We start from the raw sequence: 11,486 nt of genomic DNA, 5'->3' as shown, positions 1-11,486 counted from the left end.
ATCCTGCACAGATAGGTGGACCAGGTCGGGTTCCTGCGATTTTACGTGTTCGTCATCGCCGAATCCGACAGTGTTCGCTCATGAGTTCCCAACAGCTTTCCTCGCTCCGTATCACCAACGCCCGCCTGATCGACGGCACCGGCGCCGCGCCCGTCGAGAACGCCACGCTCGTCGTCGACGCCGAGGGCCTCATCGCCTACGCGGGGCCCGCCGCGACGGCGCCGGACGCCCTGCCCGGCGTAGTCACCATCGACGCCGCAGGCCGCACCCTGCTCCCCGGCTTCATCGACACCCACGTCCACCTCGGTGTCGAGTCCGCCCGCCAGATGGTGCGCCGTTACGAGCAGGACACCACGGTCGAGGTGTTCCGCACCGCGCAGCGGCTGCGCGCCACCCTCGACGCGGGTGTCACCACGGTCCGCGACCTGGGCGGCCTGCCCGCCGGCTACCGCACGGCCGTGGCCCAGGGACTCACCACGGGACCGCGCATCCACACGGCGGTCCGCATCCTCAGTCACACCGGCGGCCACGCCGACTTCGCCACCGAGTGCGGCTTCGACCCGAGCTCCGGGATGGGCGAGATCGCCGACACCCCGGACGAGGTGCGGCTCGCCGTGCGCAAGCTGCTGCGCGCGGGCGCCGATGTCATCAAGGTGTGTGCCACGGGCGGCATGTCGAGCCCCTACGACCACCCCGACGACGAGGGCCTGACCGAGGACGAGATCCGTACCGTCGTCGAGGAGTTGGCCCGACACGGCGGCCGCCCGGTCGCCGCGCACGCGCAGGGCACGGCGGGCATCCTCAACGCGATCCGCGGCGGTGTCACCAGCGTCGAGCACGGCTACGGCATGTCGGCGCAGGCCCGCGAACTCGCGGGCGAGCGGGGCACGTTCGTCGTCCCGACGCTCTCCACGGTCTTCGACGGCATCGACAAGGCCACGATGGAGCCGTACCACTACGAGAAGAAGATCCGCTGGTCCGGGATCACCAAGGAGAACATCTCCGCGGCGATCGCCGAGGGCGTGAAGATCGCCATGGGCACGGACGCGGCGATGGTGCCGCACGGCCGCAACCTGCGCGAGCTCACCCACCTCGTGGCCCTCGGCATGACACCGCTGCAGGCGATCACCACCGGCACCCGCTCCGCCGCCGAACTCCTGGGCCTGGAAGCCGAGATCGGCACGCTGGAGGCGGGCAAGCGGGCCGACCTGGTGCTGTGCGAGGGCGACCCGCTCGCGGACATCGCGCTGCTCGCCGACCCGGCGAACGTCGTCCTCGTCGCGCAGGGCGGCACACTGCGCAAGAACGGACTCGGGACATGACGACACAGGCGCCGGCACCCGAGAAGGCCCCCACCAGACGGGGGTTCATCGACAAGGCCATGTCCGGCATCGAGCGGGTGGGCAACAAGCTGCCCCACCCGGTCCTCCTCTTCCTCGGTCTGTTCGTCCTCGTGGGCGCCGTCTCCACGGCGCTCGCGGCGGCGGGCGCGACGGTGCGCATACCCGGCGAGGACAAGACGGTCGCGGTGCAGGGGGTGTTCACCGGGGACGGCGTGGTCTGGCTCCTGGAGAACTTCATCCCCAACTTCACGGGCTTCCCGTCGCTCGGCACGGTGCTGCTGATGATGGCGGCGGTGGGCGTGGCCGAACGCACCGGCCTCCTGGAGACGGTGGTCCGTGCCTCGATCTCCCGCGCCCCCGGGTGGCTCCTCCCCTACCTGGTCGCCTTCGTGGCGGCGCAGGCCCACTTGATGAGCGACGTGGCGATCCTGGTGATCCCGCCGCTGGCCGCGCTGGTGTTCAAGAACGCGGGCCGCAACCCGGTCGCGGGCCTGATCGGCGGCTTCGCCTGCGTGTGCGCGGGGTACGCGGCGGGCTTCACGATCGGCGCCCTCGACGCCCTCTACACGGGCATCACCCATCAGGCCGCGCAGGTACTCCCGCAGGGCGCGGACGCCCCGACACACATCCTGATCAACTACTTCTACACGGCGTCCGCGAGCGTCGTCCTCGCCCTCATCGGCGGCTTCCTCATCTCGCGGGTCCTGGAGCCGCGACTGCCGCAGCCGACCGCGGCCGATGACACCGACGGCGCGGGGAACGCGGTGACTACAGAGGTCACCGACCTCCAACGCCGCGGCATGCTCCGCGCCGGACTCGCGGTCCTCGCCTACGCCGCCGTGGTCATCACCTGCTGGCTGCTGCCCGGCTCCCCGCTGCGCGGCGAAGGCGGGGCGCTGGTCCCCTCCCCGGTCCTGGACGGCATCGTCCCGCTCCTCTTCCTGGCGTTCCTCCTGGCCGGCGCGGTCTACGGCCGTACGGTCAAGGCGGTGACGCGCTTCGAGGACGTGCCGCGCATGATGGCCGACGCGATCACGGGCATGTCCGCGTACATCGTGCTGATCCTGGTCATCGCGCAGGTCATCGGCGTCTTCGACTGGACGAACCTGGGCACGCTGCTGGCCGTGAAGGGCGCGGCGCTGCTCGAATCGGTGGGCCTGACGGGCTACTTGGGCCTGGTGGCCTTCGTCCTGCTGGTGTGCGTACTGAACCTGTTCATCACGTCGGGCTCGGCGCTGTGGTCCTTGGTGGCCCCGGTCTTCGTCCCGGCCTTCATGCTGCTCCACATGGAACCGGCGGTCACCCAGGCGGCGTTCCGCATCGGTGACTCGGCCACCCAGATGATCACGCCGCTGAACCCCTACGTCTTCCTGCTCCTGACGGTCCTCAAACGCTACGAGCCGGAGGCCCAACTGGGCTCCCTGCTCTCGCGGTTGTCGGTTTTCGTGGTGCCGTTCCTGGTGGCGTGGCTGGCCGTGCTCGGCATCTTCTACGGCTTCGACATACCGCTGGGGCCGGGGGCGTCGATCAGCACGCCCTGACGTCGAGCCATCCCCCCTCCATACCAGCATGCGTACATTTTCTACACATGTACTCCACTAGGCATTCACGTGTCATATGCTCTCGGAGCTTCACCAGAACAACTGAGGGGGGAACCTCATGCGCTACCGCTACGCCCTGCCCGCCGTCTTCGCCGCCGCCGCGCTCGCCGCGGCCGTGACGCCCGCGCAGGCCGCCGAGTACTCATCGGCCCTGAAGATCCGGGGCGTTCAGTACAACGCCCCGGGCCCGGACTCCAACCGCTGCTCGGGCGGCAACACCAAGAACGAGTACCTGACCATCAAGAACTACTCGCGGACCGCGACGGTGAACCTCAAGGGGTACCTCGTGAAGGACGCCACGGGGAACCGCTTCAAGTTCACCGCGAGCCACTCCCTGCAGCCCGGTGACTACGTCAAGCTGCGCGGCGGCAACGGCAGCGACTCCGACGCGAAGAACGTCGTCTACCGCGACAACTGCAACTTCATGTGGAACAACGACAAGGACACCATCTACCTGTACAAGCCGTCGGGCCCCCGCTCCGACGTCCACTCGTACAAGGCGTCGACGAACGACCGGGACCGCAACGGGTACATCGCGTACCACGGCTGACCGGGCCACGGCCCGCCACCCGTAGCGCAGGGCCCGGCCACCGGTGAGGCACCGGTGGACGGGCCCGATGTCGCGTGAGACCTCGGGTCGGTTGAGGTCGGCCACCGCGAGCTAGCAGCTGCCGTCCGACACCTTCATGCCCTTGTTGGCGCCCGCCGTCTCGCCCACGACACTCGGCACGCAGGACGCGGAGTCGAGCTTGAAGGAGTACGGGATCGAGACCGTGGTGTTCGACACCGGGTTCGGTCCGGCCGGCTTGTAGTCGCTCTCGGCGGCCGACCAGGTCACGTTGTCGAAGGTGTTGCCACTGACCTGCCAGGACCCGGCGGCGGTCGTGTAGAACGTGCCGAGGACGTCCTTCGAGTTCTTGAAGTAGTTGTTGTCGACCTTGGCCTTGGCGCCCGCGCGGGAGTTGATGCCCGACTCGTTGAGGCTCACGTAGTAGTTGTTGTACATGTGCGCCGTGCCACCGCGCAGCAGAGGTGCGCGGGAGTCGATGTTCTCGTACAGGTTGTGGTGGAACGTGATGAAGCCGTTGGACAGCTCCGTCTCGCTGGAGCCGATGAGGCCACCACGGCCCGAGTTGCGCAGCGTGCTGTACGAGAGGGTGACGTACCTGGTGTCGTCCTTCATGTCGAAGAGGCCGTCGTAGCCCTCCGACTCGCCGCCCGAGGCACGCAGGTTCACATGGTCCACCCAGACGTTGCGGACATCGCTCTCCATGCCGATGGCGTCGCCGCCGTTGGAGGTGGGCGAGCCGGACTTCTTGACGTTCTGGACCGTCACGTTCTGGATGATGATGTTGCTGGACTCGCGGATGTGGATGCCGAGTTGGTCGAAGACCGCGCCGTTGCCGACACCCACGAGCGTGACGTTGCTGATCTGCTTGAGCTCGATCACACCGGCGGCCGTGTTGCAGCTGTCGCCCGACACCTTGCTGGTGTTGCCGTGGTTGATCGTGCCCTCGACCTCGATGGTGATCGGGGTGCTGTCGCTCGCGCGGTTGCACAGCGCCGCGTGGATCTGGGTCCCGGTGGTGGCCCGTACGGTCGTTCCGCCCGCGCCTCCGGTGGTCCCGCCGTTCTGCGTGGCGTAGCCGGTGGCGGTGCCGGTCACGGCCGCCGAGGCCTCGGACGTCGACAGCGTCATCGCGGCGGCTCCCGCGAGGGCGAGCGCGCCGATCCCGGCGGTGAGGCGGAGCGAGACGGATCTGGGTAACTTCATCGTCGTGGTTCCCTTCCGGTGCAGTGCAGGTGCAGCGCAGCGCGGTGCAGTGCACTGATTCAGGTGTGCTCTGGGCATGCCGGTGCAACCGGTGTGACGACCGGCAACGAGAGGGGGAAAGCGCTTTCTGCGCGGGACAATAGAGTGCCGCCGGATCCGGTGGCAAGGCCCCGCGCACCCCTTGTGACTCAACTACCCCAGCCCCAACGACACTTGGCGGGCCGGTACGGTCACCCGCTTCCCGCGACCTCCACCCGCACCCCGCGCGCCTCGAACGCTCTGACCTGCTCCGCCGGCGCCGACGCGTCGGTCACCAGGGTCCAGCCCTCCTTCAGCGTCGCCCACGCGTGGAACGGGGCGCGGCCCAGCTTGCTGCCGTGGGCGAGGACGTAGACGTGGTCGGCCCTGCGGGCCATGAGCTCCTTGAGGCGGGTCTGGCGCAGGTCCGCCTCGCAGATGCCGCGGTCGACCGTGACGCCGTCGGCACCGAGGAAGACGCGGTCGAACGACATCCGCTCCAGGGCGGCCTCGGTGAGCGGACCCACGAACCCCTGGCTGAGCGGGCGCAGCGTGCCGCCGAGGCATTCGACGTGCACGCCCTCCGCGTCGGCGAGCGCGTGCAGCGCGGTCAGGCCCGTCGTCGCGATGGTCAACTCCTTGATGGCGCGCAGCTCATGGGCGAGCGCGCCGACCGTCGTACCGGCGTCGAGGAGCAGCGTCTCGCCCGGCTCCACCGCGCGCGCCGCCCACTGCGCGATGGCACGCTTCTCGTCGTACGCCTCCCCCGTGCGCTGCCGCAGCGAGGCCTCGGGGTGCGCGGACAGGGCCATCGCGCCGCCGTAGGTACGGGCGAGCCGGCCCTCCGCTGTGAGGCGTGCGAGGTCGCGGCGGATGGTGGACGGGGTGACCTCGAAGAGCTGGGAGAGTTCCTCGACGTTGGCGAGTCCTGTGGTGGTGGCCAGGTCGACGATGCGGTCCCGGCGGGCCCGGGAGCCCTGCGCCTGGGAGGTGGGCGGCGGAGAGCCGGGCGGCTGGGAGCTCGGTGACGACATCTGGTCGGTCCTCTACGGTGCGGCGGCGGTCAACGGCGGTGCAGGGGAAGGCGGTTCGGGCCGCCGGGTCGGAGGGCGGTTCGGGCCGCCTGGGCCGAAGGCGGCTCGGACCGCCGGGGCGGATGGCGGTTCAGTCCGCCGGGGCGGATGGCGGTTCGACCGCCGGGGCGGAAGGCCCGTCTGCTACGACGCTGTGGCCATCTCGGCCGCCTGGCGAAGGGCCTCGACCATGCTACCGGCCTCGGCCTTGCCGGTTCCCGCGATGTCGAACGCGGTGCCGTGGTCGACGGACGTGCGGATCACGGGCAGGCCGACCGTCAGGTTCACGCCCGCCTCGATGCCGAGGACCTTCACGGGGCCGTGTCCCTGGTCGTGGTACATCGCCACGATGAGGTCGTAATCGCCGCGCGAGGCGAGGAAGAAGGCGGTGTCGGCGGGGAGCGGGCCCCGTGCGTCCACGCCCGCGGCCTTCAGCTTCTCCAGGGCCGGTTCGATCTTCTCCGCCTCCTCGCCGTAGCCGAACAGGCCGTTCTCGCCCGCGTGCGGGTTGATGCCGCAGACGCCGATGACGGGATTCGGGGTTCCGGCGCGGACCATCGCCTCGTGGCCGCGGCGCACGGTGCGCTCGACGAGGCCCGGCTCGATGCGGTTGACCGCGTCGATGAGGCCGATGTGCGTGGTCACGTGGATGACCTTGACTTTCTCCGTGGACAGCATCATCGACACCTCTTCGGTGCCGGTGAGGTGTGCCAGGAGTTCGGTGTGTCCGGGGTAGATGTGTCCGGCGGCGTGCAGGGCCTCCTTGTTGAGCGGGGCCGTGCAGATGCCCTGGACGTCTCCCGCGAGCGCGAGTTCGGCGGCGCGCTTCACGAACTCGTACGCCGCGTCGCCCGCGACCTCGGAGAGCTTGCCCCAGGGCAGGTCGGCGGGGAGCAGGGCGAGGTCGACGACGTTCACGCGGCCGGGCGTGAAGACCGCGTCGCGGGGGTGGTCGACCGCGGCCACCTCGCACTCCAGGTTCAGGATGCGGGCCGCCTCGCGCAGCCGCGCCGCGTCGCCGATGACGACGGGGCGGCAGCGTCCGAGGACCGCCTCATCGAGCAGTGCGGCGACGACGACCTCGGGGCCGACGCCGGCGCCGTCGCCCATCGTGACGGCGATGAGCGGGAGTTGGGGCAGGTCGGGGCTCATGGTGACTCCTAGGGGGAAGGTGGGTCGGGCACGCGGCGGCGGGTTCAGCCCGCCGCCGGGGTGGCTGCCAGGTGCGGGCGCAGGGCCGTCGCGATGCGGAGGAGCGAGTCCTCGGCGCCGTAACTGCCGGGGCGGGTCACGACGCTGCGGCCGTCGGGGGTGCGGGAGTGGACGGCGCCGTGGTGGATCTCGTCGACCGGCTCCAACTCTCGTACGCCCAGGGCGTCCAGTGTGGCTCGTGCGGTCTCGCCGCCGGTGAGGACGAGGTCGGGGCGGCCGGGCCAGGCGGTGGTGAGCGCGGCGAGGGCCGCGCTGAGCGCGCGTCCGCCGCCGGGGTGGAGTCCCGCCGAGCCGTCGATGGACAGGACGGTGTCCACCGGCGCGTCGCCCGCGCGCACCTCCACCGCACCGGCCCGCACCTCCACCGCACCCGCCCGCACCTCCACCGCTCCGGCCATCAACTCCGCCGGGGCGATGGGAAGATGGCGCATGCCGAGCGCCGTGAGGTGCGCGATCTGCCGCACCACCCCCGGTTCCGCCGTTCCCGCCACCACGAGCAGCGGGGTGGCGGCACGCGCGGGCTGCGGTGCGGGCGCGGGCACGGCGGGCCGCGCGAGCGCCCGGCCGAGTGCACCCGCCAAGCCTCCGCTGCCGAGCAGCCGGAGCCCGGGACCCAGACGCAGGGCGGCCGCCACGATGGCGTCGAGGTCGGCGTCGGTCTCGGCGTCCGGGGCCGGGTGGGCACCGGAGGCCACCACACTCTTCAACTCAGCTTCGAGGTGCGGGAGTCCGGAGCGTACGACCTCCAACGGGATCGTCCGCACCGGCAGCCCCGAGAACGCCTCCGCCACCGATCGCGGCGGCGTTGCGCGTTCCGCGCGCCAGCCGTTCGTTTCGTGCAGCGGCACCCCGTCCACGTGCACGACACCACCCGTCACGGTGCGCCGGGCGGCGGGCAGCGCGGGCGCGACGACGAGGGCCTCGGCACCCTCGGCGTACGCCACGGCCTCTGCGGCGACGTTGCCGCGCAGCTGCGAATCGATCTTCTTGTAGAGCAGCCCGTACGCGTCAGGACCCCCGAAGACCAGAGCGCCGGGGCCCGCAGCGCCCGGAGCGCCGGAACGCCCGGAGCCCAGGGCCGAACGCACGGCATCCGCCGCATCGGCAGGTGGCAGATGCCGTGTGTTCAGGTCCACGACGAGGTCGTGCGCCCCGGCCGCGGCACCGCCGGTCGGAGTGGTGAGGCACAGGCGCACCGGGCCGCCGAGCGCACGGGCGACCTCGGCCGCGCCGGACAGGTCGTCCGCGAGCGCGAGCACAGCGGGGAGCGGGGGCGACGAAGCCACAGGATCGAACCTCCTTGGGAACGCCCGGCGTTGGGCGGCCCGCCCGGATCATGGCACAGGTTGCGCGATCTGCGCGAGACCTCTTGCGCGGATCACGCAGCCATGCGAGCGTTCCGATGACCGCAGCGCCACCCCTGTGAACAACCGCGCCGCCGCCGCCCCTGCGGGCATCGAACCGCCGCCCCCTGCGGGCATCGGACCGCCGCCCCTGTGGGCAATCGGGCCGCCCCAGAGGGGCGGTACGGGTGGGCACAGGGGCGGCCCCCGGTGCGGGCAGCACCCCGCTCCGACCCCCGCCCCGGCACCACCCACCCGACATCCACCGCAGCCAGCCACCACCCACCCGCAACGCACCGCACCGCGCCACCCGCTCCCCCGGAAGGACCCCCACCGTGACCCCCGGCATCCAACTCCCGCACGCCCCCGTCCCGTTGTCCCGCCTCGTCCTCGGCACCATGACCTTCGGCGACACCGCGGACCGCGCGACGGCCGCCGCGATGCTGGACGCCGCACTCGACGCGGGCATCACGGGCGTGGACACCGCCAACGGCTACGCGGGCAGCGACAGCGAGCGCATCCTCGCCGAACTGCTGCCAGGACGCCGCGACAAGGTCGTGCTCGCGACGAAGGCCGGCATCCCGCACCCCGACCAGGGCGAGCACGCGCCACTGTCCGCCGAGGGCCTGCGCGCCGCGCTCGACGGCAGCCTCCGCCGCCTGGGCACGGACCACGTGGACCTCTTCTACCTGCACCAGCCGGACCGTGCGACGCCGCTCTCCGAAACCCTCGACACCGTCGCCGAGTTCGTGAAGGCCGGCAAGGTGCGCGCGCTCGGCGTCTCCAACTACGCGGCCTGGCAGATCGCCGAACTGAACCGGGTGGCCGACGAGGTGAGCGCCCCGCGCCCCGTTGTCGCGCAGCAGCTGCACAACCTGCTCGCGCGCCGCATCGAGGAGGAGTACGTCGAGTTCGCCGCGGAGACCGGGCTGCACACCATGGTCTACAACCCGCTCGGCGGCGGCCTCCTCACCGGCCGACACACCTTCGAACAGGCCCCGGAGGAGGGCCGGTTCGGTGACTCCAAGGTCGCGGCGATGTACCGGCAGCGGTACTGGAACGAGGACCTGTTCCGCGCGGTGGGCGATCTGACCCGGATCGCGTCCGACGCGGGACTGCCGCTCACCGACCTGTCCCTGCGTTGGCTACTCTCCCGCCCTTCCACCGATGCCCTGCTGCTCGGCGGCTCCAAGGTCGACCACCTCAGGGCCAATATCGCGGCCGCGGCCCAGGGCCGGCTGCCGGAGGACGTGTTGACCGCCTGCGACGAGGTCGGCGCCCGACTGCGCGGCCCGATGCCCGCCTACAACCGCTGACCCCCACCCCCTCGCACCTCCCCCCTCGTACCTCTCTTACTGGAGACACCCATGGCCCCCGGTCGCACCTCCGCCGAGTTCACCGCCGCGCTGCGCAACCGCGAACAGCTCATCGGCTACTGGTCGTTGCTCGACTCCCCCGTCGCCGCCGAGCGCCTCGCCCGCGTCGGCTACGACTACCTCGCCTTCGACGCCCAGCACGGCCTCTTCGGCTACCAGGGCATGCTGAACAACCTCCTCGCCACCGACACCAAGGGCTCCACGGCCGTCGGGATGGTGCGCGTCGAGGCCAACGACCTCACGTACATCGGCAAGGCCCTCGACGCGGGCGCGACCGCCGTCATCGTGCCGCTGATCGACACCGCGCAGGACGCCGCCGACGCCGTGGCCGCCGTGCGCTACCCGCCGCTCGGCCGCCGCAGCTACGGGCCGATGCGCGCCCAGCTCCGCGTCGGCCCGAACCCGGCCGACACGCACGACGCGACCGCCGTTCTCGCGATGATCGAGACGGCCGACGGGCTCGCCAACGTCGAGGAGATCTGCTCGACGCCCGGACTCGACGGCATCTACGTCGGCCCCTCCGACCTGCGCCTCGCCATCGGCGGCGCGACGTCGTCCGACCCGTCCGTGCAGGACGAGTTCGAGCAGGCCCTGATCCGCGTACGGAAGGCGGCGGAGGACGCGGGCATCGCCGCCGGCATCCACAACGCCGACGGCGCGAGCGCGGCCCGCCGCCTCGCGGAGGGCTTCACGTTCGCCACGGTGGCCGCCGACGTCGTCCACCTCCAGCAGATCGCCACGTCCCACCTGGACGCGGCCCGCGGCGGCGCGCACTGATGCCGACGACGCTCATCACCACACCCACCTTCGCCCGGCACTCCGCCCGCCCGTGGCAGATCCTGGAGTCGGCGGGCGCGGGTCCGCTGCGCCCGCGCGAGGACGCGGCGCTGCCGGGAGCCGAGCTGCTGAAATTCGCCGCCGAGGCGGACGCCCTGATCGTCGGCATGGACCCGATCACCGCCGAAGTCATGGACGCCGCACCGCGGTTGAAGGTGATCGCCAAGCACGGCGTGGGCGTCGACACCATCGACCTGGACGCCGCCCGCGACCGAGGCATCCCCGTGGTGTGCGCGCCCGGCAGCAACTCCCGTGCCGTCGCCGAGTACACCTTCGGCCTGCTGCTGTCCGCGGCCCGCTCGCTCACCGCCTCCCATGTCGCGGTGTCACTCGGCGACTGGCCGAAGCTGTTCGGCCCCGAGCTGCACGGCAGGACGCTGGGCATCGTCGGATTCGGCCGGATCGGTCGGCTGCTCGCCGGTTACGCGCGGGCCTTCGGCATGTCGGTCTTGGCCCACGACCCCTACGTACCGGACGACACCATCCGAGCACTCGACGCCGAACCGGCGCGCCTGGACGCCCTGTTGGCGCGCGCCGACGCCATCAGCCTGCACACCCCACCGGACCCGTCCGGCGCCCCGCTCCTCGACCGGGCCCGCCTGGAGTCCATGAAGCGCGGCGCCATCCTGGTCAACGCCGCGCGCGGCGGCCTGATCGACGAGACGGCACTCGCCGAGCTGTTGGGCACCGACCACCTCGGCGCGGCCGCCCTCGACGCGTTCACCACGGAACCGCTCCCCGCCGATCACCCCTTGCGCGGGGCGCCCCGCACGCTGCTGACCTCGCACATGGCGGCCTGCACCCCCGAGGCGAACCGGACGATGGGCGCGATGGTCGCGGAGGACGTGGTGCGCGTCCTCGCGGGCGAGCCGGCACACCACGAAGCCACCTGAGCCGACAGGCCACCTG

The 11,486-nt window shown here is 71.5% G+C and carries 9 protein-coding genes and 1 pseudogene; 6 read left to right on the top strand and 4 right to left on the bottom strand.

All coding sequences use genetic code 11. From position 1 onward, the window contains the following. Positions 1–80: 80 nt before the first annotated feature. The 3 genes from OHA73_RS34720 (at position 81) to OHA73_RS34710 (ending at position 3,494) form a co-directional block, all read left to right on the top strand. A complete protein-coding gene (locus tag OHA73_RS34720) occupies positions 81–1,322 on the top strand; it encodes a metal-dependent hydrolase family protein (RefSeq protein ID WP_267068545.1) in 1,242 nt (413 codons plus the stop codon). Continuing rightward, on the top strand, positions 1,319–2,884 hold the full coding sequence (locus tag OHA73_RS34715) for an AbgT family transporter (RefSeq protein WP_327657040.1): 1,566 nt from the start codon (positions 1,319–1,321) through the stop codon (positions 2,882–2,884). Before OHA73_RS34720 ends, OHA73_RS34715 begins: the two co-directional genes overlap by 4 nt. Positions 2,885–3,002: 118 nt before the next feature. Next, complete coding sequence (locus OHA73_RS34710) at positions 3,003–3,494, top strand: lamin tail domain-containing protein (protein WP_327657039.1); 492 nt, start codon at positions 3,003–3,005, stop codon at positions 3,492–3,494. A 114-nt stretch (positions 3,495–3,608) separates the two neighbouring features. Here the strand turns inward: OHA73_RS34710 and OHA73_RS34705 are convergent. The 4 genes and pseudogenes from OHA73_RS34705 to OHA73_RS34690 form a co-directional block, all read right to left on the bottom strand. Beyond that, positions 3,609–4,718 (bottom strand): annotated as a pseudogene (locus tag OHA73_RS34705) (pectate lyase family protein); the annotation flags it as partial. 230 nt (positions 4,719–4,948) lie between these two features. Beyond that, complete coding sequence (locus OHA73_RS34700) at positions 4,949–5,770, bottom strand: DeoR/GlpR family DNA-binding transcription regulator (RefSeq protein WP_327657038.1); 822 nt, start codon at positions 5,768–5,770, stop codon at positions 4,949–4,951. A gap of 183 nt (positions 5,771–5,953) precedes the next feature. After that, positions 5,954–6,961: a 4-hydroxythreonine-4-phosphate dehydrogenase PdxA gene (pdxA, locus tag OHA73_RS34695; protein ID WP_327657037.1), complete on the bottom strand. Its 1,008-nt coding sequence runs from the start codon at positions 6,959–6,961 to the stop codon at positions 5,954–5,956. 44 nt (positions 6,962–7,005) lie between these two features. Then, positions 7,006–8,307: a four-carbon acid sugar kinase family protein gene (locus tag OHA73_RS34690; protein ID WP_267068549.1), complete on the bottom strand. Its 1,302-nt coding sequence runs from the start codon at positions 8,305–8,307 to the stop codon at positions 7,006–7,008. Positions 8,308–8,699: 392 nt separating this feature from the next. Here OHA73_RS34690 and OHA73_RS34685 point away from each other — a divergent pair, with 392 nt between their 5' ends. Genes OHA73_RS34685 through OHA73_RS34675 form a run of 3 tightly spaced genes read left to right on the top strand, consistent with a single transcriptional unit; the run spans position 8,700 to position 11,470 of the window. After that, positions 8,700–9,680, top strand: coding sequence for an aldo/keto reductase (locus OHA73_RS34685; RefSeq protein ID WP_267068550.1), 981 nt, complete (start codon positions 8,700–8,702; stop codon positions 9,678–9,680). A 51-nt stretch (positions 9,681–9,731) separates the two neighbouring features. Then, positions 9,732–10,517, top strand: coding sequence for an HpcH/HpaI aldolase family protein (locus tag OHA73_RS34680; RefSeq protein WP_267068551.1), 786 nt, complete (start codon positions 9,732–9,734; stop codon positions 10,515–10,517). Continuing rightward, the gene (locus tag OHA73_RS34675) at positions 10,517–11,470 is read left to right on the top strand and encodes a phosphoglycerate dehydrogenase (RefSeq protein WP_267068552.1); all 954 of its coding nucleotides are present in this window, start codon (positions 10,517–10,519) and stop codon (positions 11,468–11,470) included. Before OHA73_RS34680 ends, OHA73_RS34675 begins: the two co-directional genes overlap by 1 nt. Positions 11,471–11,486 lie beyond the last annotated feature (16 nt).

The organism is Streptomyces sp. NBC_00483 (assembly GCF_036013745.1).
Taxonomy (GTDB): Bacteria; Actinomycetota; Actinomycetes; order Streptomycetales; family Streptomycetaceae; genus Streptomyces.
This window is presented reverse-complemented; position numbering and strand designations above follow the sequence as displayed.

Excerpts from the sequence above, each read along its gene's own strand:
- OHA73_RS34720 (WP_267068545.1), top strand. The coding sequence starts at position 81 with ATGAGTTCCCAACAGCTTTCCTCGCTCCGTATCACCAACGCCCGCCTG.
- OHA73_RS34715 (WP_327657040.1), top strand. The coding sequence starts at position 1,319 with ATGACGACACAGGCGCCGGCACCCGAGAAGGCCCCCACCAGACGGGGG.
- OHA73_RS34710 (WP_327657039.1), top strand. The coding sequence starts at position 3,003 with ATGCGCTACCGCTACGCCCTGCCCGCCGTCTTCGCCGCCGCCGCGCTC.
- OHA73_RS34700 (WP_327657038.1), bottom strand. The coding sequence starts at position 5,770 with ATGTCGTCACCGAGCTCCCAGCCGCCCGGCTCTCCGCCGCCCACCTCC.
- pdxA (WP_327657037.1), bottom strand. The coding sequence starts at position 6,961 with ATGAGCCCCGACCTGCCCCAACTCCCGCTCATCGCCGTCACGATGGGC.
- OHA73_RS34680 (WP_267068551.1), top strand. The coding sequence starts at position 9,732 with ATGGCCCCCGGTCGCACCTCCGCCGAGTTCACCGCCGCGCTGCGCAAC.
- OHA73_RS34675 (WP_267068552.1), top strand. The coding sequence starts at position 10,517 with ATGCCGACGACGCTCATCACCACACCCACCTTCGCCCGGCACTCCGCC.